Source organism: Metabacillus rhizosphaerae, assembly GCF_037201795.1.
Taxonomy (GTDB): Bacteria; Bacillota; Bacilli; order Bacillales; family Bacillaceae; genus Metabacillus; species Metabacillus rhizosphaerae.
On record NZ_CP147403.1, the window covers coordinates 5,238,622 to 5,262,459 of the forward strand.

The following is a 23,838-nucleotide window of genomic DNA, read 5'->3' on the forward strand; positions in this document are numbered from 1 at the left end:
CGATTACCATTACCTTAACACTCTCTCCTGAAATTCGAACCGTTGCTTTGCATTCCCATTAATGATGATATCGATTCCACTATCGATATTTCTTTCAACATTCTCACTATTTAATACCTTCATAACGGCTTCGACACTTAAATATCCCATATCATAAGGATTTTGTGCCACTGTCCCAGGCAGCTTTTCCTCTTCAATCAATTCAATCATTTTGTTAATACCATCCGCTCCAATGACCGGCATTTTATAACCCAGATCTTCAATAGCATGAAAAATAGTTAACGCTAGTCCATCATTCGTCGCGATAATTCCTTTAAGGTTAGGGTGTTCCTTTAATATCGTTTTTAACTCTTTTTTCACTTGCAAAGGCTCTAAGTATACATCAACACCTTCTGCAACAATTTCTATTCCGACAGACTGTAAACTTACCTTAGCCCCTTTTATCCGGTCACCTGCCACCATACTATTCGTATCTACTCCTAGTATGGCAACTTCATTTCCAGGCTGCAGTTGGGAGCCTAGTAACTCCCCCGCTTTTCTACCTAACGCAATATTATCAGTACCAACATATGCAGTTTTATCCTCCCAAGTAACATCTGTATCTAGTAAGATAACTGGAATATCCTGTTCTACAAAGTCTTCTAACGTAGAACTAATATTATCCGGATAAATAGGAGCTATAATTAAGCTATCAGGACTTTCCATAAGAACTTGTTCTAAAAAACGATCATGCTCCTCAACAGTAGATCCATCAGAAGGAGCAATAACTTTACCATTTATACCAAAATCCTCAAATCCTTTTCTTGCTCCGGCTGCCATTAGCTCCCAATACTCAGAATTTAGACCTTTTAAAACAACAGTTACATTTGGTTTTTCAGCTGATAATGTTTTAGATATATATACGATTAAGAACATAGACACTGCGAATATAATTAATAGAGAAAAAGATAGCTTTTTTAACATTAGATACCCCATTACTTCGTGATTCTATATTACTCACTTAGTATATCTCACTCAGCTTTCAATCTCCACATCATACTCGTAAAATCTCCTCTGACTTTCGGAATATTTATACCGACATTCATTAGTTCATCTCCGTAGTATGATTCGTCAAGTTCAGCAATTGTATATTTTTTATCTGGATCTAGCCCTTGTAGCTTTGCTGATAGGAAAGGAGAATTCCCCTCATCTAATACCTTAAAGTGAGCAAAAACAGCTTCAGATTTGTCCTCAGATACAAACATCCATGCTGTCTCATTTCCTTCAAACGGACTGAGCAGTCGGTAAAAGTCCCCAAATTGAATAAGCGGTCTGATTTCTTTGTAGTAATTGACTTGATTGATAACTTCTTGTTGATCCTCTTCTGTCATTTTTGTTAAGTCAAGTTCATACCCAAGGTTGCCAGACATTGCAACATGCCCGCGGATTTCAACAGATGTGACTCGGTTTACTTGGTGATTCGGTACATCTGATACATGAGCCCCCATTGAACTGATTGGATAAACTAGACTTGTTCCATATTGAATTTTCAAGCGAGAAATCGCGTCCGTATTATCACTCGTCCATGTCTGAGGCATATAGTAAAGCATTCCTGGATCAAAGCGGCCACCGCCACCAGAGCAGCTTTCAAATAGAATGTGAGGAAACTTCGACGTAATCTCCTCCATAACTCGGTATACCCCGAGTACATATCTGTGAGCGACTTCTCTTTGGCGCTCTGCTGGTAGAGTGGCTGAACCAGCTTCAGTCATATGGCGGTTCATATCCCACTTCACATACGTAATTGGTGCACTTGCAAGAATCGCTGACACTCGGTTGATAATTTCGTCACATACTTCTTTTCTAGAATAATCTAAAATTAATTGATTTCTTCCTTTTGACTTAAGTCGGTCTGGAACATGAATGCACCAATCAGGATGTTCCCTAAATAAATCACTGTTTTCCGAAACCATTTCCGGTTCAAACCAAAGTCCAAATTGCATATCCATGTTGCGGACATCTTCTACTAACGACTCAAGGCCATTCGGGAGTTTATTTTGATCCACAAACCAGTCTCCAAGGGATGTGTTATCATCATCACGTTTACCAAACCAACCATCATCTAATACAAATAACTCAATTCCGAGATCCTTCCCTTTTCGAGCAATATCAGTGATTTTCTCTTCATCAAAATTAAAGTATGTTGCTTCCCAGTTATTGATTAAGATTGGACGAGTCTGGTCTCTAAACTCACCTCGGCAAAGACGTGTCCGGTAAAGCTTATGGTAGGTTCTGGACATATGTCCTAAACCTTGAGATGAATAAACCATGACAGCTTCAGGAGTTTGGAATGCCTCACCTGCTTCTAGCAACCAAGTAAAATCAAATGGATTCACACCCATCGTAAGACGCGTACAATCAAATTGATCTACCTCTACAGACGCTTGAAAATTGCCGCTGTAAACAAGGTTGATCCCATAAGCATCACCGTGATCTTCCCGTGTATCTTCTTTTACTAACGCGACAAACGGGTTTTGTTGATGACTACTCGTTCCGCGTCCGCTATCAATTGATTGAATCCCATATCTTAAACCCGTACGGTTCACAAAACGTTCTCTTTCATGAGCACCGTAAAGGGTAATCATCTCAAACTTATGCTCTCGAAAATCGACATTCACACTAGCAGCTTTTAATAATTTCAAGTTAGTATTGCCTTCATTTATTAATTGAACTGAACGGGTTATGACATCTAGATCATTGTAAGCTGTGTAAAGCAACGTTACTTTTAACCCAATTACTTTATCAAATAGGATGATTTCTAATGTTTCAGCTTCTGATTCAGACTCGACATACGTAGCAGGAAGACCATCAAGTGATGGCTTACCTTTTACAATCGTATGAGATTGATAGCGTAGATCGGTGATTGTGCTGCCATTTTCTAATTGTATTTGATAGGCTGGTGTTCGAAAGTCTGTATTTCCGAATTGCGGGTATTCTTGCGGTAATGTATCAAGTGAAAATGTGCGATCACTCGATACCGGGTTAGGAGAGAATCCTCGGTCCCAATATCGTACTCCATTCGAATAGTTATATTCGTTAATTTTCTTTCCCCAATACAGATGAGCTAAATAGCCATCATTAATTATTTGCATAACATAGCTCGTATTTTTCGCTTTTAAATGAAACGTTTTAGTATCGTTGTTAAAAGTTATAGCCATAGTTGTCTCCTTTAGAACCATTTTATCTATTAACTAATTTTGTCAGTCCACTAATCATCATTTTAATACATATAAATACACATAACTTAGGTGTTCCTCAACAACTGATTTCTATACATTGAACCTACTAATTTATTATCCTTTTACTCCTGTGAGTGTTATCCCTTCAATAATCTGTCTTTGAGCAATAATATAAACGACTAGAATAGGTATGACAGATATAGTAGCACCAGCCATCATTAATGCCCAATTTGTTACATAAAGCCCTTTAAAATAACTAAGCAGAAGTGGTACAGTATATAGCTCCTGGCTACTTAAAAAGGTTAATGGTTGAATAAAATTATTCCAAACACCAATAAAAGAAAATATCCCAAATGCTGCCAATGATGGCTTAATTAACGGTAATATGACCTTCACATACACTTGAAATGGATTCGCACCATCAATAATCGCTGCTTCTTCCATTTCTTTTGGAATGCCCATTATAAATTGACGTAGGAGAAATACACCAAACGCGTTAAATAAAGCACTCGGTATAATAATAGATGCATGTGTATTTAACCATCCAATTGCATCCATTATTAAATAAAGCGGAATTAATGTTACTTGCATAGGAACCATCATTGTTGATAAAAACAAAATAAATAACACTTTCGAACCCGGAAATTTGATCTTTGCAAACCCATATGCCGCCATTGAGCAAGTCAATATTTGGCTAGCAACTACAATGATCGAGATATAAAAACTATTAAAATAAGCTTTACCAAAAGGCATTGCCTTTAATGAATCTATAAAATTACTCCAGACAAACGGCTCTGGTATCCACTTCGGTGGTACAGCAAAGATCTGATCTAATGGTTTAACAGCACTTAAGAACATCCATATAAATGGACCTGACATAACAATAGCTCCAATGATTAAAAGAAGATGAAGCATTATTTTTAACACAGTCTGTTTTCTTTTACTTGCTACTAACGTCCGATTTGTTGTTAATTGTTTAGGCGTTATTAATATTTTCTCACTCATAATGAACCCACTTTCTTGAACCCAAGAACTGAATTAAGGTAAAGATTAATATAATAATGAAAAGAATCATAGCTGCAGCTGAACTTGCCCCAAAATCAAATCGACCAAATGCGGTATCATAAATGTGATAAACCACGGTATAGCTTGCTTTCCCTGGTCCACCTTTTGTCATTACATACGTTTGATCAAACACTTGGAACGAACCAATAATTGTTGTTATGGAAATAAAAAATGTTGTCGGTGATAACATTGGTAAGGTGATATGACGAAATTTCTGTAAAGGACTCGCCCCATCAATATCTGCTGCTTCATAAAAGGTTTTTGAAATCCCTTTTAGACCAGCTAAAAATATCACCATATTTGTACCCAATCCCCACCAAATACTTAACATTGCAATGGAAGGTAGGACTAGTTTTCTATCTGTTAACCAATTAGGGCCCTCTATACCTACATAAGAAAGTAATTGATTAATTAAACCAAAGTCCCCGTTCAACAACCACATCCAAATGACACCTATAGAAACTGAACTTGTGACAACAGGCATAAAGTAAAAAACTCTGTATACATTACTTCCCGTAACATTATTTAATCCCAGAGCCACAACTAAAGCTAATGCTATCCCTACTGGGACTACCAAAAGCGTGTAATAAGCGGTATTGATTAAAGCTGTTATAAAATTATCATTACTTAACTGATCTATATAATTGGATAAACTAACAAATTTTGCAGAGTTAAAACCGTCCCAGTCCATGAAACTTAACACTAGTGCAGAGACGAGCGGAATTAATGAAAATGCCAACATTCCAATGAGTTGTGGACCTATAAAAAAATAACCCCACCATTTTGTTTTATTTGTGTGCATTTAAATCACCTTTTTTAATTTAATATAGAATAAGGAACACGACTTGGTCCCTTATTCTTAATGAATTATTCTTTATTCTTTATTTTCAGCAACCATTTTTTGGCTAGTTTCCGCTAACTGATTTATTGTTTCATCTACAGTTAGGTCACCTAGCATAAACAATTGATAAATAGAATTTAATTCATCATTTAATCCAGGTATACTAACCGCAAAATCAACTACTCTACCAACATTTCTCGCGTCTAACAAATATTTCGCATGTTCTGTCTCTGGACTATCGGTAATTAGATGATCGAGTCCTAGTACAGATGGAACTGCATTCCCTTGACCTTTCAAACGTACTTCTTGTCCTATTTCTGAACTATAGTAAGATGCAAACTTAAGAGCTGCTTCCTTATGCTCTGTATCACTATTAACTGATAGGAATGCGGTTGCAATTTCTGCTGGTTCCAATTTATTCTCGGTATTTGATGGCCAAGGTATATAATCGTACTCAACATTAGCCTCTTTGAAACCTGGTGAATACCAACGTCCACCGCCAATCATCCCTACTTGATTAGACATAAACATCGCATCTGACCCTTGTCCTTCAGGAAGGGTGCCACCCGATACAAAGTTACCGCTTTCAATCATTTTATTAACAAATTCAAATGCTTCTTTAGCCTTCGGATCATTTTGAACTACGACCTCACCATCAACTGCAAATTCTCCACCATTAGCCCAAACCCAATTCAACATTGCATTGTGTGCAGGGTCCTGTACAAATCCATACTTTCCTACCTCAACTAATTGACTCGTAACTTCCTCCATAGCATCCCAATTCCATTTCCCATCATCATAGTACTCCTGAGGCGTTTTTACTCCAGCTTCTTCAAATACTTTTTTGTTATAGTACATAACAATTGGATTAGAATCTACAGAGAATCCATATTTGATGCCATCTTTATCTGACGGGCCCCAGATATCTTTCGGGTATTCATCAACCTTTACATAGGATTCAGAACTCTCCATAAAATCATTAATCGGTAGTATAGATTTTGTTTCAATTAAATTTGAAATGTTTTGTCCATTCACATAAAAAACGTCCGGAGCTTCTCCACCTTGTAATCTAGTCGTAATTGTTTGATTATAGTTCGCCCATGGGATACCAATTATATCTTTTACATGGATGTCCTCATGTTCTTCATTAAATTTATCTACTGCTTTTTGTAAAACTTCAAATTCTGCTGGACTTCCCCAAGTTGCAAAAGTTAGTTCTACTTGTTTTCCATTATTTTGATTGCTGCTTTTTTCCTCATTACTACAAGCTGCTAATCCTATTGAAAATAATAAAACAATCATAACTACTATTGTTTTCTTCACCCTAGTTCCCCCTCAAATCATATTTAGTTACTCTACAACCAATATATTAGTAAACGTTTACTATTACAAGAGTAAGTTTTTGTTGAATTAAGGGTAATTTTTCGCTATTTCTACTAAATTAACTAAAAATTATTTATGTTCATTTTTCTCTTAATACTTCTTTTCACCCTTTATACACAAGGTATTTACAGGCTTAAGAATTATGGCTATTTATTAAAAATCAGCTTCCAATCCGCTTAGTTTAAGTAAAATTTAAATGAATTTTAAGTAAAATTTTGAAGTGTTTTATGAAGTGTAATTTAAAAATTTAGAGGTAGAATTAGTTAAAGTTGACTCTTGAGTTGCCATAAACCATAAAGGTATTCATAAAATAAAAATGGAAGAGATCTATAACCTCTTCCTCAATCTACTATTCCGTAACAATGTAATCCATAAAATTATGACCATTATCTTTCCGAAATTCACCAGCAGAAACTCCTAGTGACTTTTTAAAAACTTTATTGAAATAGTTTCCGTTTTTAAAACCAACCTCAATAGCAATCTCATTAATTGTCTTATTCGTTTGCAAAAGTAGATACGTAGATTTTTTTATTCTTAATTGCGTTAAATATTGCATTGGAGTTACTTTTACCTGCTCTTTAAATATTTTTGAAAAATAATACCTTGATAAGTTACTTTCCTCAGAAATATCTTCCAAAGTTAAGTCACGATCCAAATAGTCTTCCATAAATGTAATAGCCTTTTTAATATTTGTTGGAATTACATCTTGATTGGTATTGTTTTTTGTAAAACGAATTAATTCCATAAGAAACCTATAGCTCAAAGCCGATGCATAGTAAGCGTCTTTAACATTTTCTTTTCTTGTTTCTTTATAAATATTAAAAATTGAGTTTATTAGAGGGGAGTCAGGAGGTATGTCTAGTATCGGTCCCGTTCTTTTCGTTATATAACTCCATGCTTTTTCGGCTTCAAGGCCATATAGAGTAAGAAAAATATATTCCCATGGTTCACTACCGCCTGAGAAATAATACCGGTGATTACTAGGGATTGAGACTATAAAAGCTTGTCCTTCTTGAAGCGTATAGGATTGATCTTCTATTTCTAATTTCCCAGTACCTGATAGTGTGTATTGAAAAATAAGTTTCCCAATCTCATCACGTTCATTACCATCCCAACAATAATCAGTTGAAGTTTGTAATTCCCACCCAATATTCCAAAGGTTAACTAAATATTTATAGGATCTATCTTGAAACCGAAACCCATAGGATCCTCGTTTTTGGTTTGACAAAATAGTCCCTTCAAAATAGCTTTGAATTGTTGGAGAATCCGTTTCAAAATCACTTGTTGATCGTTTCATTTTTCACACTCCTGAGAATTATATTTGTGTGATGGACATCCATAAAAGCAGATAAAATCCAGGAGCTTTCGGTTTCGACTAAGACTTTTGCTTTAGATTTTGAAACCTTTTCCTAAAGGCTGTCTAAACAGCCTTCTTGTAGATCAAGTCTCTTAAATAGCTCGTTAAGACCCAATTTTACTTACTCTTTTTTGTATTGACAACTTTCTCTTAATACTAAATCAGTTTCTAACACTGTTTTTATCGCTACTTTTCTTCCATTTATTCTGTCCTTTAGTAACTTCACTGCTGTTTTACCCATTTCATCAGGATATACCTTTACTGTCGTAAGTGGTGGACTCAAATAGGCAGCAGACTCAATATCATCAAAACTAAAAATTGAAACATCATCAGGTACTTTTATATTTGTTTCATGGAGAGCTCTTAACGCTCCCATAGCCATCGGGTCACTTGCTACAACAATTGCAGTTGGCAGGTTACCTTTTCTAATCATTTCTTTCATCAGTTGGTATCCACCATTTGGACCCCATTCACTTGAAATTAGAACATGTTCATTTATAAGCAACCCTTTCTCATGCATGATCTTTTGGAATGTTACTTTTCTAATATCATCAAGTTCACTTTCAATATTATTTTTAAAATCCTTTATAATCTCCATTCCACCAATATAACCAATTTGGGTATGGTTTAAATTCATTAAGTGCTCTAGCACTCGTTCAGTTGCACTTGCTAGGTCAGAAATTACAACATCACAACCGCTCAATTTAGGATCAAAATTCACAAAGACAATTTCTTTCTTATTTTTCTTAATTTTTTGTATAGCATAATCACTAATCGAACCAACTATTATTATTCCATCTAATTCATCAAAGCTATTTGTATCAATATCCTGGTTAAGTCTAATGATCGTATTAATCCTTAACTTATGGTGTTCACATGCCATTTCAATTCCAAGACGAATCGATAAGTAATAAGGATCATTTATTTCATCTTCTTGTGAACTAGTTAAAACTAAGCCGATATTAGGAATCTGTTCTGAGCTCTTGCTATTCTTTCTTCTTGCTGGCTTATAATTTAATAATTTTGCGGTTTCAATAACACGTTTTCTCGTATCCTCACCAACAGATAAAGATTCATCATTACTTAATATTCTTGAAACAGTCGCTGTAGATACATTAGCTTTAGACGCAACATCCTTAATTGTCGTCACAAATCCACCCTCTTTAGTTAACAGTACTACTATATTTAGTTACATTTACTAAACTTACTACGACTATACCTAATTATCCGCTTTCATTCAAGTCATATATTATTTTGGTTTATTGGACCGTTTAGTGAGTTATTATTGTTTTCATGAACTGATATTACTAAAAACACAAACCTTTGTAGGCTTTTTAATGCCATTAATTTGCATAGGATTTAGTACCCCCATTAATAAAGGCACCTTATTATGCAACAAATGAAGAAGCGAACGTTATTCTATTCATCGCAAATGTTTGCTTAATCTTCTCTATATAAAAATGAAAGATATTAACCTAGTTTATTTATCACTAAATCACCACCGTGTTAGAGCAAAAAAAAGATCCTGATTAAATTAATACAGGATCTTTTCTTAAACCTTATAAAATTAGCAAACTTTGTTTAATTTAAAGCTCTCTTTATTTTAAAGTCGCTAAAAGAATAACGCCAGCCACCAGTATGTGAAATATCTTCTGCTGTTTTGGCTGCACTTGTTTCACAGATAAATCCTGGTATTTCAGAGCCATCTTCCAATTCTACCTTTCCAATCCCAAGCGGAGATGGAATCAGAGAGACGAAGGATCCGAACTGGCTGAGTGGCATTTCCCAAACCTCTACTTCAATAGACGCCCCTGGTTCGTTCAATCGAATTAATCCCGGTTTAGATGGATGGGAAGATAGTTTAATCATTTTGTATTGCGGAGCGGTTTTCGTTTCTCGAATAAAGACAGCTCCATGTTCGAACATTTGCTTTTCTAACGGAAATCCACGCATATGCAGTCCACATACTGCTACGAGTGTCGTTTCCTTCTTTTGTAGAAAGCGGCGACCATGTATAAATAAATCGGCAAGCCCACAAATCAAATGCTCATTTTCATTGCTTGAAAACAACGTAATTCCAAATGGTAGATTTTCTTCTGCAGCTTCTGCTGGAACCGCTACAGCACTAAGATCTAATAGATTGCAATGATTCGTATATAGTCCCATAAGACTGTTGGTTTCAATTGGATTTTCACGTACTTCTTCACGCGTCCATGTACCACCGCATGTCGGCATGACCAAAACCGCATTTTTTAACTGCTGATGGGCTTTTTTCGTTAATGTCTGTAGCCTGTGAATCGCTTTAAATAAAGAAGACGCATCATGCTCTGGATTTGCTCCGGAACGAAGGACTGTTTCTGTCACAGGAAAAGCGGCATTCTCATGTGTCGTAATAAATTCCCCTAATTCCGCCCAGCGTTCAGCGACCCACGGTCCTTCATAAAGAATAGCAGCGGCTTCCGCTAAATAGCTTCCATCGATGTATTCGATCGGAATATCCAATTTCCTAATGCGGGCAACAGCTTTTTCCCATGCCTGTTTGTAGTCCTGTGCAAAGGATCCGAAAAATGTAGGAGGTTCTTGCACAAGATAAATTTTTTCCGGAAGGGCATTGGATTTACGCGTGATTGACTTGGACCATGGATCAGAGCTTTCAAGCCCACGTACCACTTCATCAACAAGCAAAGCATCTGAAAGACTATTGGCAAACACATTAATACAGTCCAAGCTAGCACAGGCTTTTACCAGACCTTTGATCGGCCATGCCCCAAGACTTGGTTTATAGCCGACAAGACTGTTCAGGGCAGCCGGTATACGACCTGATCCAGCTGTATCAGTTCCAAGAGAAAAGGCGGCCATCCCTCGTGAAACTGAAACAGCGGAACCTGAGCTTGATCCACCACTGATTAATTCAGGGTTCAACGAGTTTTTTGTTTCTCCATATGGACTTCTTGTTCCTACAAGACCTGTTGCAAACTGATCTAGATTCGCTTTACCAACTGGTATGGCGCCAGCCTCAATCAATCGCTTAACGACTGTCGCATGTTCATTCGGTGTAAAGGAATATTCAGGGCAGCCAGATGTAGTAGGTATACCCGCAAGATCGATATTATCTTTAATGGCAAATGGGATACCCCATAGCGGTGTTTGCTCTGGATCCATTTGCTTTAACTGATCTAAATATGGTTTAATCCTTTCCATCGTAGGCGGAGTAATCCAAATATTATATTCTTTGTCTGCTTCTGCGCGATGAACGATTTCCTGAATAACTGCTTCTGGTGTAAGTTCATTCGATTGATATTTTCCCTTCAGCTCAGGAATGGATAATATTTGCGGTAAGTTCAATGTTTTCATGAGAAGCACCTCGCTTTTCTTTTGTCATGGATATAATTAATTGACCAGCATGAACCTCTTCTCCCGGTGATACAAGAACAGAGTGAATAAATCCGTCATATGGAGCCAGCTGTGGAAACTCCATCTTCATACTCTCCTCAATGATCAGTGTATCGCCTTTTTTCACTTCTTCTCCTGGTGATACAAGAACTTTCCACACACTACCTGGCATCGTACAACGAACAGCTTCCACACCCTCTGGCAGTACTTCTTCTGTCGTTTCCGTCACCTCTTGTTCGGAAATATACTCATCAAGACCCAATTCACGCCATCTTTCGCGCTCCTCATGGAAGGCAACCTGTTGTGTTGATCGGAAAGCATCAGCACTTTCTTTGATTGAATTTAAGAAAGAGACGTAATCACTAAGTTTAAAGGTTGTTTCGGTAATCTCAACTTCGAAACGTCCTCGAATAAAGTCCTCACGCATAGTGAGAAGTTCATCCGCACCAACTGGATAAAATTGAATTTGGTCAAAAAAACGAAGTAACCATGGCTTTCCTTCTTTAAAACTCTTTGTTTGACGCAGACGATTCCACATTTGAACGGTTCGGCCGACAAATTGATATCCACCTGGACCTTCCATTCCGTATACACACATATAAGCTCCGCCGATGCCCACAGCATTTTCCGGTGTCCATGTTCTAGCCGGATTATATTTTGTTGTTACTAAACGGTGCCGTGGATCGGTTGGTGTTGCCACAGGGGCACCAAGATACACATCTCCTAGACCCAGAACTAAGTAGTTGGCATCAAAAACAACCTTTTTAACCTCCTCGATGGCATCCAATCCATTCACACGACGAATAAATTCTAAGTTGCTTGGACACCATGGTGCATCAGGACGAACATTGTTTTGATAACGATCAATAGCAAGCTGTGTAGCCGGATCATCCCATGATAACGGTAGTCGAACGATACGGGACGGTACTTCCATTTCTTCAAGCGCTGGCAGCTCTCGATCAAGAGATTGAATGATTTCACAAAGTTCAGCAACCGACAACTTTGTTGCATCAATATGAACTTGTAAAGAACGGATGCCAGGTGTTAAATCGATCACTGGAATATCATGACGGGATTGAATGGCTTGCATGAGTGCATGTACTTGGAAACGAAGCAAAAGATCCAATTCCATTTCCCCATATTCAATCAGAATGTTTTCATCACCATCTGCACGAATCATCATTGGAAAACGGCCGTCTGTCCGCTCAACAAGCACTGGATAGTCTGGTGAAAATGGTACAATTTCTGTTGGTAAAGTCGGAAGAACGGCTGATTCACATTTCTTTGTTCCAATACTCTCCAAGTATTGTTCTTGTGTTTGACGCAGTTCATTAGCTTCTTCTAATGTTAAAAGCTGAAAACGAATACGGTCGCCCGCATGAAGTTGACCAATTTTCCAAAATTCTGCTGAAGCAGTCGTAACCGGACAAACAAAACCACCAAGACTTGGACCATCTGGGCCGAGTAAAATTGGCATATCTCCTGTTAAATCAAGAGTTCCAACCGCATAGGCGTTATCGTGAATATTGGATGGATGCAAGCCTGCCTCTCCTCCATCTTCACGTGTCCAATGCGGAGCAGGTCCTATTAATCGGACACCTGTACGTGAACTGTTAAAATGAACTTCCCAGCTCGTAGTTGTTAATTGATCCAGATAGTCAGGCATTAAATATTCTTCTGTGCAGTGCGGTCCTGGAATCACACCAATCGTCCATTCCTTTGTTAAAACAGGATGAAGATCAGAAGGGAGTTCGAATAGTAAGGGTGAAGAATTTGAGCTAACCCGCAGAACATCGCCTGTTCGGAGTGCACGTCCACCGTGTCCGCCAAAGCCACCAAGTGTAAAGGTTGAGGAGCTGCCAAGGTATAGTGGCATATCTAATCCACCTGCTACTAATAAATAGGTCCGCATGCCTTGTACGGCTTCACCGAATGATAGCACTTGACCTCGTTTGACATGGATGACGCTATACATGGGTACTTCTCTTTCATCTAACCTCGCTTCCATATCAGCACCTGTCAGGCAAATGGACATTTCAGCCCGGAATCGATAGGAACCGCCACGAAGCGTGATCTCTAATCCTGGAGCCCTTTCGTCATTTCCTAACAGCTTATTTCCAATTCGGAAGGAGAATGGATCCATTGGTCCGCAAGGCGGTACACCCACATCCCAATGTCCGACACGCCCCGGAAAGTCTTGTACAGTCGTTTGAATCCCGCCGTCAAGTACTTCAATAGCACTTTCCTCTGGCGCAAAGTTCTTTAACATTTGTGTATGCACATATCCTGAACGGCAATCCTCTTCTTGTAACAGAGCTTCTAAATATTGTAGATTCGTTGTTATTCCATATAATCTTGTTTCTTTTAGAGCTGTGCTTAATTTATCAATCGCTTCTTCTCTTGTATCAGCATGAACAATAATTTTTGCTAGCATTGGATCATAGAACGAAGTGACGTTGATACCGTCACGTACCCATGTTTCAATTCGAGCTTGTTCATAAAAATGAATTTGGTCTATTTGTCCACCGCTTGGACGGAAATCATTTAAGCAGTCTTCTGCATAAATCCGAGCTTGAATACTGTGTCCTTTCGGAGCTAAATAAAGAGTTTCAAGTGAACGCAACTCTCCTGCTGCTTCTGCATACATCCACTCTACTAAATCAATTCCTAAGACTTCCTCCGTTACACCATGTTCCACTTGAAGACGTGTATTCACTTCAAGAAAATAAAACTTTGCTTCATCGGGATCATATAAAAATTCAACTGTACCGGCACTGCGGTACCCCACTTCTAGAGCCAGTCTTTTCGCAGCTGCTAACATTTCTTCACGGACAGAAGAAGAGAGAAGAGGAGCCGGACTTTCTTCTACCACTTTTTGATTTCGTCGTTGAATCGAACAATCCCGCTCTCCAAGTGCTGCCACCTCACCAAATTCATTTCCGAAGATTTGTACCTCTACGTGACGCGCTTTTTGAATATATTTTTCTAAAAATACACCACCATTGTTAAAGTTCGTTTCCGCCAATCTACATACCGACTCAAAAGCTTCACATAATGCCGGTTCATCCGTACAGATTCGCATGCCGATTCCCCCGCCGCCAGCTGTACTTTTCAGTATGATCGGATAGCCAATCTGTTCGGCTTCTATTAACGCTGTACGTACATCACTGATCAGCGAAGTGCCTGGTAAAAGCGGAACATTGGCTTTTGTCGCAAGATCACGAGCAGAGTGCTTTAAACCGAATAATTCAATTTGTTCCGGAGTTGGACCAATGAAAGCAATTCCGTTTTCTTGGCAGGCGCGGGCAAAGTCTGCATTTTCGCTTAGAAATCCATACCCTGGGTGGATCGCTTCTGCCCCTGTTTCAATCGCTGTTTTTAATATAAGATCGGCGTTTAAATAACTATCTTTTGCCACCCCTTCACCGATTAAAACAGCCTCATCTGCTAGGTCCACATGTAGACTATCCTGATCAGCTTTTGTATAAACAGCAACGGAACCAATTCCCATTCTTTGCAAGGTTCTTTCTATTCGAGCGGCAATAGCGCCGCGGTTTGCAATTAGTACTTTTTTAAACATGATCACACGCTCCTTTATTCTCTTATTTATCCCAGATGATTAATTGCACAGGTGTTGGATTATAGGCGTTGCATGGGTTGTTTAACTGCGGACAATTACTGATTACAACCGTTGTCCGGTTGATCGCCTGCATCTCTACGTAATAGCCGGGTGCTGAAACTCCGTCATCAAATCTTAATCCGCCTGATGGTGTTACGGGAACGTTCATGAAAAAGTTAACATTCGCAGCAATATCTCGTTTGGTTGTGCGTTTATCATATTTAGCCATTTGGAGCATAAAGGTATCACGGCAGTTATGCATCGGCAATGTATCGTGTGAATATCGAACGGTGTTACTCTGTGCAGAGCAGGCACCGCCAATGGTATCATGACGTCCACATGTATCCGCGACAATTTTGATTAATTCTTTTCCCGATTCAGCTAAAAGAACAGAACCTGTAGATAGATAAATATTTCGCTGACGCAAAATTGTATTAATGGCACTGTAATGATCAGATGGATGATCTGCATCATAGAATAGCGTGTCTGCTGCTTGATTACCTTCTAAATCCAGAATTCGTAACACTTGACCTGGCTCTAATATATACAACCAGCCATCTCCTGCAAGTAATTTTTTATGATAGATTGCTTCTTCCACTTTACGTTCACTTTCTACATAATTTAAAACAGCCATTATTGAATTCCTCCTTTAGTAAGCGTTAAGTATTCCCATGTATTTTCAAATGCCCGTCTGTTTTCGTCGCGGTGGTTCAAGCAAATGTCATTTTCTTGAACAGGTCCTGCATCCTTTATCTTCACTTCAATTGGTGTCGATTGATAAATATGTTTGGTATCTAGTGGATTTGGTGTATTTGATAAAACGAGAAGGACATCCATTTCCGTTCTAAGTGTGACGGTTTTTCCTTTTTTCGTATGTCCTTCGACAAAATTCATGTTTCCCTCCTCATCGCAATACACTTTCGAGAATAAATTGATGACTGGTGATAAATCACTTGTCGTTAATCCATTACGGGAGAGTTCCACAATCAAATTCTCTTCCCCGCTCCGGTACCATTCATTCCGATTTTCTTGATAGGTGGTTTTTCCATATTTCTCATCAATCATTTGCCGGGTAGTGTATCCAGAGATCGTATCATGCCAGCCGACTGTGTCTTCCACAAAACTTGCTAGTACGCGACCATTATCAGTCATTAGAACATTTCCTTTTGTTAAAAATGCTGTGTATTGAGCTTTTAATGTATCTGGCATATTGTAGCGTTCAGCAGTGTCATCCGCGTTATAAAGTAATAAAGATAAATTTGCGCCATCTTCGAGTGCAGTAAAGGTAATTTCTTTTCCTCTTCGAATGCGGGCTGACCATTTTCCACCAGCCGGTATAGTTTTAGTAATAATAGAAGAAACAGTGTTAATCATTGATTCATCCCCCTTTTAATTAGAAAGTTCCGAGGTGCCTGCCAAATAGATCTGGCCTAAAGCACATGGAACCAAAACTTTTAAAACTGATAGACAATTAAAATAAAAGACTCTTTTCTAAGAGATTGTTGCTTTTAAAACGAAAAACTGTTTCAGGTTGATTGGAGCGGAAGTGCGAGACTCCTGCGGGAGCAGCGGGACAGGTGAGACCCCACAGGCGTTTACGCCGAGGAGGCTCACCGCCCGCCCCGCGGAAAGCGAGCATCTGGAGCAGAAATCAACCACACAGCACTACTTGGTTAATAGCAACAAAGTTTGCTAAAACAGCCAAATAAAAAAAGGATAAAAGCCTAAAGAGATGAAAATCTCCCAGGCTTTTATCCTTCCGTGTATGCAACCGTTACGGTTGCACTCTTTCTCTTGGACCAGGCTTTAAAGATGATATTACTTCTTTAAACGGAACCCTAGAAAGCTTTTTTGTTTCCAACTAGATTGTGGAAACCTTTATAAGTGTTTTGTGATTTGATGTACTCAGCATAAATGGTCATGGTGTTATGAAACAACAAACATGGTAGATTATCTTACATGCTTTTCTAATTTCATTTGTGTATTCGGTGAAAGCATGATTTTTCGTTCTGTTGCCTTCGACCACTTCGTTCTGAAAAACATATAAACGAAGCCTATTACAATCCAAGTAATGCCAAATTTTAGTGTATTTGTATCTAGTAAAGTTAATAGCCATCCAATAAAACTAGCACCAATAAGAGGGAAAATCAGAAATAAAATGGTTTCTTTTGGTGAACGTTTTTTAAGCTTAATATAGAAATGTGCAATTACAGATAAGTTCACGAAGATAAATGCTGTTAATGCACCAAAGCTGACAAATAAAACGGCTGTACTGAGATTAATAAAAATAGCTGATAAGGAAATAACAGCCACAAATATAATATTTGCTACAGGTGTTTTGTATTTTGGATGGATTGAGGAAAATAATTTTTTCGGCAAAATTGAATCACGCCCAAGTGCGTATAAAAAACGACTTACACTGGTCATTGACGAAAGCCCTTGTGTAAAGGTCGCCACAATTAACACCATAATAAACAGTGAGCTCAATAGGTTTCCGCCAATCAGTTGAACAAGGCTGTAGGCAGCGTTATCTGGATTTGTAAACGTAAAATTCGGATACGCAATTTGAGTTAAATAAGAAATTGAAATATACATAGCAGCAGCAATAAAAATAATCCAAAAAATAGCTTTCGGAATCGTTTTTTGAGCATCAACGGTTTCATCCGCCATAGTTGTTACTGCGTCGAAACCAAGAAAACAGAAGCAAATTACAGCAGCACCTGAGAACACAGCGCTCGTCGATGACTCATCACTTAAGAATGGAGTTAATGAAAAGATGGAACTGGATTCATTACCTCCTGTTAAAATATCCTTCGCAACTAAAACACAGAATAGTAAGATAAATCCGATTTGAAATAGAACGGAGATCCCGCTTAAGCGTGCAGCGAATTTGATCCCAAGGATGTTGACTACAGCCAGGATGAAATTCATAATAATGACCCAAACATAAATAGGGACAGCGGGAAACTCGGTATTCATAAAAATTCCGAAGGTTAAAATCGCAATAATGGGAGAGAAAACATAATCGATAAGAAGTGCCCATCCTACAAGAAACCCAGCTTTGGGATGAATAGAATTTTTTGTATACGCATAGGCAGAACCAGAGATTGGATAAGCTTTTACCATTTTGCTATAACTATATGCGGTAAAAAAGATTGCTAGAAAGGCTGCAATATATGCGCCTGCCATTTGACCATTAGCTGATTCAAACGCCACACCGTAGACCGTAAAATAAATCATCGGGGTCATCCAAGCAAGTCCCATAAAAACAACTTGAGGTAGTTTTAGTGATTTAACAAGTGTAGCATTCTCCATCATCATCCATCATCCTTTTTAAAATGTAATAAAAAAGGAAAAAAGTCAGGGAGATTTTTTGTTTTAAAAATCTCCCGGGCTTTTTTCCCTCCGTGTATACAACTATGTATAGCTGTACGCTCTCTCTCGGACCAGACTTTAAAGAGTACTCTTTAAACGGAACCCTAGAGAGCTATTTTATTCAAAATGATTTAAATAACGCTCTTAATATTGTTAATATGTTTGAAGTATAAACCACGAAAAAATAGAATTCTATATTTATGTAAGAAGATCTAACATTAAAAATGAAGAAACACCGATTACCAACAGCCAATGTTCAATTTACTTAGAACAGAGCATTTATATCTGCGGCAAATTGTTCAGGATTGAGAGTCGCCTTTATGGTCTATGGGGATGTGTTACGTGAGGATTGTACTGCATCTTCTTATCTTCAACTAGCTCTGAAGTTAATAACGGTTTTAGTGTAATCCTTCACAATATCCATTTTTCTAAGTAATCTTCTCCAATCTAGCCTGATTGCGAAAAGGTGTACCAATTAAAACTGTGCTCTTGATCTATGGTAGTTCGGATAATATTCCTAATCGTTAGTTCAAACACAAACAAAAAACGTCCTAAACCCTTTAAAATCAAGGGTTTGGGACGTTCAATTTATAGCAAAATGGTTTGGATAATAGATATTTTACACGAAGTTAATTTTCAAGAATAATCGAGTTTCCTCCCTCTCTATCCATGGAATATGTGTTTCACTATATATCCAATTGAATAATCGAAAAATTTACCTTCTCGAAAATATCTTACAATTTACTAAGTCTGTTCCAACCTTTAGTATTTGTTTCTCAATATAGAATATTAAAAAATTCCTGCATTTTAAAACAGGAATCTTAATCAATCTTTTTTATAAACTATCGAACTTTTTTAACAAACTATCAGACTTTAGTTTTAATTAACGCTGGAGATTGCAGACTGCAAGTGAACAGATTTAAGGATTATCCTAAGCTATGTATTACTTATTATTGATTGAGGCTTTCTAATGCTTGCTTAACGTTTGCGAAAGTAGTAATTTCGGACAAATTAATTCCACTATTTACAATTGTTTTTGCTAAATCAGGACGTAGACCTGTTGTCAAGGTTTGTATCCCTAACAAATTAAGCATTTGTCCTATTTGATGTAGATGCCGCGCTATATCTGAATTAATTAAAAATATGCCTGAGAAGTCGGCAATAACATATCTAATCTGAAGTTCAGCAATTTTTGGTACGATTTTTTCCATAATGTGATTTGCCCTATATGAATCGATAATACCAATCAGAGGGAGAACGGCAATACCTTCTTTAATTAATACAATAGGTGCTGACAGTTCAGCCAGTTCTCTTTGCGTCTCCTCTTTATATTCATCAGATAGGCGTTCGAAGGCAAAAACCGTTTCATTGAGGCTTATGTCCAACATATTATTTATCCTTTTAATAATGAAAGCATAATCTTCTAATGTAAGCCCAAAATCTATGCTAATTTTCGTCATTATGTCAGTAAAAATTTCCCTTGTTGGTGGGTAACGAACCAATATTTCTGAAATTTTCCCTTTGGGAGATACCTGTCTAGCTGCGTTATTCTTACTCCATTCAACGAGAGTTTCAGGTATTTTCTCTTCCTCGATAATAAGGGAATCGCCTAAAAAGTTTATAAATTCAATATACATTTCTATTGCTTGTTTTTTTTCCCACAGAGGGATTTCTAATTTCATACTATACAAAACACCATCAACGATTTCTTCAGCAAGTGATTCTGTATTATCAATTAAGTGGTTTGAAACATTAAATATCACGTTCATTAGTCCAACCCCCTCTTTTAAGATAATAAACTTAAACTCTTGTAGTAATAATAAGCATTTAATACATTGATAGTCAATTGAAGTAAGCAGATAAGTGCTTCCGACCTAACGAAATTTAACTAATCTATAATGTTAAAAATCCTGTCCTTTAACTCAGTTACTTGAATAAGTAACTGACTTACTCCATATTGTAGTAAATCCACCGTTAATTTTATATGATGCCAGATATTTCTGGTTGACCTTTTTTATATCGATAAATGATAACCGTAGCCAGGGTAGAACGTAAGCACCCGTGGAGCTATCCTCAAATTTGTCACTCATCTATCAAAATGTGTGTTAATAACACTTACGTTAGCTCCTGATATAATAAAAAACGCCTCAACTCCCGTACTATCAAGGATTTAAGACGTTTTAACTACTCAAATTTAATTGTGTTAATTGATATTTTACACGAAGTATCTAAGGATAAGGCGAAAAGGCCCACATCCATAAGATTTATCAAGACCTAATTTATAAAAATCCTTAAAAATAAAAGAGAATACATATTAAGTATGCGTCTATAGATGCATTGATTAAGCATATTAAAAACCTTGAAAAGCATAAAAGCTAATCAAGGTTCTTGTATATTAAATCTTCCTTTAATCCTTTCTAATTGTTCTTCTACTTCAGATTTATCTTGGGGGTAATCTTTAAGATAACGAACACATTCTTCTCTTAAATATTTATAGAATGTCGGATAATCTAAAATAATCTCTTGGTCTTCTTCTACTGCAGGACGATCAATGTAATAGGCTATACCTTCTTTACCAAAATAATCTTCTTCCCACTCTTCATAATAGTCAGCAAACACAAACCTCGCATATTCAGTACCATATCCTTCACCATTCGCATAACTTCTTAAGATTCGTAAAAATTTACCGTCTCCCATATGGTGATAGAAATAACTTATCAATTTTCGCTGCATATCTTCCACGATGCTTCCAACTCCTTCATTATTAATCCAGGGTAGGGAAGAAATTTGATATTTCTCCTGATTCATCAATAAAGCCTCTAAATTGGAGTCCGTTAGAGGAAACACCTGTTATCTCTCTCCCAGCGCCAACGACCTTACCATTTTTCATGGCTTCTTCTCCCCATTTTAGTATCTGTTCGTCTGATATGATGTTGGGGTCGTAAACTGTTTTTGGATGGGAAACATTCTTAAGCTCTCCAGGTATTAGCTTTCCTTCCATGTCTAGTTTAGGTAAGCCATATTCTATTTCATACACTCCCTCGATGGAAGGGTGCTTTCTTTTTGAAATAATACACTCCTCTAAATCCCAGCCTTTCGCTTTAAATGCCTTTTCGAAATTATTGAGATTATGTCCTCCAACTACGCCCTTACCTTTTTTCCTAACAATATCTACTACTTCTACTAAATGTTTATCATATCCTGGTTTAAAAGTAATATTTTTATTCGCTTCCTTAGTTTCTTTAGAATCATCTTCACTATTATCGTTCTTATTCGTTTCCTTATTTTCTTCAGAGTCATCTTCACTTCTATCGTTCTTTTTCTCTGGATCTTCTTCCTGGTGAGCTTTTTTACTAGAGGAATTCTGGTCATGTTCATGATTATTGTTACTTTTACTTTTCTTTCCTGTGAACGATTCAAATATCTTTTTTAAATAATGTTTTAGTTTCGATGAAACCGAGTCACCTAGTTTTACAAGGGCTTTCCCAAAAGGAATTCGACTTAACAGTGCACCAATTCCCAGTGCAAGAGCCATTTCTGGCGTAAGGTATTTTTTAGGATTGCGGATAATGTCTGCAATCTGACTTCCGCCTGCTGCAATTCCGATTCCAGTCGATACGGCACCTATTGCCGACCAGAATCCTAATAACGGGAAAGTTAAAGCAAATGCTCCAAGGACAATCAAAGTTTTTTCCAAACCTGACAAACCGTTCCACCAGTTTTGCAGACTATCAAATAAACAGGCAATACAAGCCTCGGAGCCATTGGCAGTAACTCCCCAATCAGTTAGAAACATAACTGAGACTAAAGCTAATAAGACAATAATTAAAGCTTTGTAGTACTTCTGAATATTTGCTTCTATGCCTGATAAAAGTTCCCTTGCTTCTGTTTTACCGTGTAACAAGGTAAATCCTAGTTCTCTCCGTTCTCGATAAAAAAGTAGCATGTATCCAAAACGCTGTCTGTCTTCAAAAACACATCTGAATAAATTCCACATTTCAGTAACAGGATTGATCAGGGTTTCCCCATCTAGCATAGGAATCTTCGCTCTTACTCGGTTCAATTCCCAATAATCGATGAGTAACGCAGCACCGAGCATCATTAAAAATACCGGTTTTGCCGCATATCCACTTCCTAATAAATCATGAATTCCGGTTAACCAATCCGGAGCATTGTAACTAGCATTCCATATTGCGTGATCAAAAATGGCCCAAACCAAAAGGATAACAGGAAAAATAAATGTATACCGTTTTAATTTACTTTTATATCGCACTGCTAACCCGATTCCTAACGTTACCATCGCGGTTAGCAACGAATGTCCTGCAGACATTTTATCAGGCAAAAATCCCTCCTCAAAATAGCCTGGAAATAGTGTGAATAAATCCCAATGAAGCACTTTCCCTCCAAATAGTGTCACACCATAATCAAAAATACCTCCAGAAATAAATCGACGAGTAGTTTCCTCCAAAAATTGAAAACCAGCTCCCGTTGCCGCTCCAATAAGCGCATAATCGCTTAAACTCAATGTGGAAGCACGTCGTGACAAAAACAGATAAACTCCAATGGGGATCAGTTTTAACACCTCTTCAGCAATCGGGGTTAAAAATGCTTGACTCCATATATCTTGTTCCCTCCCGCCGAAAATAGCAGTAATGAAACTGACGATAAGAGAATTCAACGGTACGATTAACCATGCCCCCGCCAAAAAGAAATAGGTGTATTTCTTCCAAGTTAAAGTTTTACTTCGACATAACAACCAAAATTGCAAAATAACGTAAAATGACCACAAAAACTGGACGAACATTTTTCTGGAGTCTTCCATAAAAATTAAGCTTAGTACGAAGGCAAATAGCGATATCCAAGAAAAAATTGTAAAGACCCGTAAAATGAATGGATGGTTCTGAATAAATCCATTCCAAAAGTGAAAGATAGACTCGAGCTTCTTCCTTAAACTCACTTTAAATTTTTCAACCTGACTCGTCATATTGCTCAACTCCGATGCAGTATTTTTTCATTCCTGCATGATTTAAATAAAATTTTTGATGATAACCGCTGCTTCCAATTTCATACTATACCCCCATTCACCAATAATTGGAATAGGTCGAATTTTACAAATATTCTTAACGGTAGTATCGTTATTCCTATGTCAATATCAAAGAAAAGGGGACATAAAGTAATAATGTTTGATTACGCAATTGAATTGTAAATATATGTTTTTGATTGATACCTTGGTTGTGATGTAGCCTTTTAATAAAGTTTGATTAAATTAACTCTATAAACCTTGATAAAAGAGAAAAAAAGTTTGATCATTTTCTATGTATGTTGTTCTACAATCTGGCCATTTTGCTGAATAAAGACATTTACTAGATCCAAACTGTAATGGCAATATTTATGTCCAGTTAAGAGGTAGTTAGGATAATTTTCCTTATTGTGATTTAAGTGATAACAAAAAAACACCTCAAACCCTTTAATACTAAAGGTTTAGGCGTTTTCACTAATAAAGACTTAGTTTGGATAATAGATATTTTACAAGAAGTTGAGATTAGATGATTAATGGTGAGTTTCCTCCCCCTCTGTTTTATTTTAA

The 23,838-nt window shown here is 37.3% G+C and carries 15 protein-coding genes and 2 riboswitches; all 15 genes read right to left on the bottom strand.

Going from position 1 to position 23,838, the window contains the following annotated elements; genetic code table 11:
- Positions 1-9: 9 nt before the first annotated feature.
- The gene (locus WCV66_RS24885) at positions 10-963 is read right to left on the bottom strand and encodes a sugar ABC transporter substrate-binding protein (RefSeq protein ID WP_338787280.1); all 954 of its coding nucleotides are present in this window, start codon (positions 961-963) and stop codon (positions 10-12) included.
- A gap of 47 nt (positions 964-1,010) precedes the next feature.
- Positions 1,011-3,197 (bottom strand): alpha-galactosidase, encoded by a 2,187-nt coding sequence (locus tag WCV66_RS24890; RefSeq protein ID WP_338787281.1) that lies wholly within the window; start codon positions 3,195-3,197, stop codon positions 1,011-1,013.
- Between the two features lie 135 nt (positions 3,198-3,332).
- A complete protein-coding gene (locus WCV66_RS24895; RefSeq protein ID WP_066325717.1) occupies positions 3,333-4,133 on the bottom strand; it encodes a carbohydrate ABC transporter permease in 801 nt (266 codons plus the stop codon).
- An 82-nt stretch (positions 4,134-4,215) separates the two neighbouring features.
- Positions 4,216-5,085 (bottom strand): carbohydrate ABC transporter permease, encoded by an 870-nt coding sequence (locus WCV66_RS24900; protein ID WP_066323932.1) that lies wholly within the window; start codon positions 5,083-5,085, stop codon positions 4,216-4,218.
- A gap of 72 nt (positions 5,086-5,157) precedes the next feature.
- Positions 5,158-6,447, bottom strand: coding sequence for a sugar ABC transporter substrate-binding protein (locus WCV66_RS24905; RefSeq protein ID WP_338787282.1), 1,290 nt, complete (start codon positions 6,445-6,447; stop codon positions 5,158-5,160).
- Between the two features lie 409 nt (positions 6,448-6,856).
- Entirely contained in the window at positions 6,857-7,804 is a 948-nt protein-coding gene (locus WCV66_RS24910; RefSeq protein ID WP_338787283.1) for an AraC family transcriptional regulator, read from the bottom strand.
- A 181-nt stretch (positions 7,805-7,985) separates the two neighbouring features.
- Positions 7,986-9,014: a LacI family DNA-binding transcriptional regulator gene (locus tag WCV66_RS24915; protein ID WP_338787284.1), complete on the bottom strand. Its 1,029-nt coding sequence runs from the start codon at positions 9,012-9,014 to the stop codon at positions 7,986-7,988.
- A gap of 431 nt (positions 9,015-9,445) precedes the next feature.
- A complete protein-coding gene (atzF, locus tag WCV66_RS24920; protein WP_338787285.1) occupies positions 9,446-11,218 on the bottom strand; it encodes an allophanate hydrolase in 1,773 nt (590 codons plus the stop codon).
- Complete coding sequence (gene uca, locus WCV66_RS24925; RefSeq protein ID WP_338787286.1) at positions 11,178-14,837, bottom strand: urea carboxylase; 3,660 nt, start codon at positions 14,835-14,837, stop codon at positions 11,178-11,180. The genes atzF and uca overlap by 41 nt, the downstream gene beginning before the upstream one ends.
- 22 nt (positions 14,838-14,859) lie before the next feature.
- Positions 14,860-15,510: an urea amidolyase associated protein UAAP2 gene (locus tag WCV66_RS24930; protein ID WP_338787287.1), complete on the bottom strand. Its 651-nt coding sequence runs from the start codon at positions 15,508-15,510 to the stop codon at positions 14,860-14,862.
- Positions 15,510-16,250, bottom strand: coding sequence for an urea amidolyase associated protein UAAP1 (locus tag WCV66_RS24935; RefSeq protein WP_338787288.1), 741 nt, complete (start codon positions 16,248-16,250; stop codon positions 15,510-15,512). Before WCV66_RS24935 ends, WCV66_RS24930 begins: the two co-directional genes overlap by 1 nt.
- 364 nt (positions 16,251-16,614) lie before the next feature.
- Positions 16,615-16,729, bottom strand: a riboswitch (guanidine-I (ykkC/yxkD leader).
- A 97-nt stretch (positions 16,730-16,826) separates the two neighbouring features.
- Complete coding sequence (locus WCV66_RS24940; protein ID WP_338787289.1) at positions 16,827-18,194, bottom strand: APC family permease; 1,368 nt, start codon at positions 18,192-18,194, stop codon at positions 16,827-16,829.
- A 66-nt stretch (positions 18,195-18,260) separates the two neighbouring features.
- Positions 18,261-18,370, bottom strand: a riboswitch (guanidine-I (ykkC/yxkD leader).
- A gap of 831 nt (positions 18,371-19,201) precedes the next feature.
- Positions 19,202-20,020 carry an STAS domain-containing protein gene (locus WCV66_RS24945; protein WP_338787290.1) on the bottom strand — a complete coding sequence of 273 codons (819 nt, stop codon included), beginning with the start codon at positions 20,018-20,020 and terminating at the stop codon, positions 19,202-19,204.
- A 610-nt stretch (positions 20,021-20,630) separates the two neighbouring features.
- Positions 20,631-21,059, bottom strand: coding sequence for a ribonuclease toxin immunity protein CdiI (gene cdiI, locus WCV66_RS24950; protein ID WP_338787291.1), 429 nt, complete (start codon positions 21,057-21,059; stop codon positions 20,631-20,633).
- Entirely contained in the window at positions 21,016-23,235 is a 2,220-nt protein-coding gene (locus WCV66_RS24955) for a PrsW family glutamic-type intramembrane protease (protein WP_338787292.1), read from the bottom strand. The genes cdiI and WCV66_RS24955 overlap by 44 nt, the downstream gene beginning before the upstream one ends.
- Positions 23,236-23,838 lie beyond the last annotated feature (603 nt).

What these genes read in the sequence shown, in the direction of transcription:
- WCV66_RS24895 (WP_066325717.1), bottom strand. Translation starts at nt 4,133, where the DNA reads ATGCTTCATCTTCTTTTAATCATTGGAGCTATTGTTATGTCAGGTCCA.
- WCV66_RS24945 (WP_338787290.1), bottom strand. Translation starts at nt 20,020, where the DNA reads ATGAACGTGATATTTAATGTTTCAAACCACTTAATTGATAATACAGAA.
- WCV66_RS24885 (WP_338787280.1), bottom strand. Translation starts at nt 963, where the DNA reads ATGTTAAAAAAGCTATCTTTTTCTCTATTAATTATATTCGCAGTGTCT.
- uca (WP_338787286.1), bottom strand. Translation starts at nt 14,837, where the DNA reads ATGTTTAAAAAAGTACTAATTGCAAACCGCGGCGCTATTGCCGCTCGA.
- WCV66_RS24930 (WP_338787287.1), bottom strand. Translation starts at nt 15,510, where the DNA reads ATGGCTGTTTTAAATTATGTAGAAAGTGAACGTAAAGTGGAAGAAGCA.
- atzF (WP_338787285.1), bottom strand. Translation starts at nt 11,218, where the DNA reads ATGAAAACATTGAACTTACCGCAAATATTATCCATTCCTGAGCTGAAG.
- cdiI (WP_338787291.1), bottom strand. Translation starts at nt 21,059, where the DNA reads ATGAATCAGGAGAAATATCAAATTTCTTCCCTACCCTGGATTAATAAT.
- WCV66_RS24910 (WP_338787283.1), bottom strand. Translation starts at nt 7,804, where the DNA reads ATGAAACGATCAACAAGTGATTTTGAAACGGATTCTCCAACAATTCAA.
- WCV66_RS24955 (WP_338787292.1), bottom strand. Translation starts at nt 23,235, where the DNA reads ATGACGAGTCAGGTTGAAAAATTTAAAGTGAGTTTAAGGAAGAAGCTC.
- WCV66_RS24900 (WP_066323932.1), bottom strand. Translation starts at nt 5,085, where the DNA reads ATGCACACAAATAAAACAAAATGGTGGGGTTATTTTTTTATAGGTCCA.
- WCV66_RS24890 (WP_338787281.1), bottom strand. Translation starts at nt 3,197, where the DNA reads ATGGCTATAACTTTTAACAACGATACTAAAACGTTTCATTTAAAAGCG.
- WCV66_RS24935 (WP_338787288.1), bottom strand. Translation starts at nt 16,250, where the DNA reads ATGATTAACACTGTTTCTTCTATTATTACTAAAACTATACCGGCTGGT.
- WCV66_RS24940 (WP_338787289.1), bottom strand. Translation starts at nt 18,194, where the DNA reads ATGATGGAGAATGCTACACTTGTTAAATCACTAAAACTACCTCAAGTT.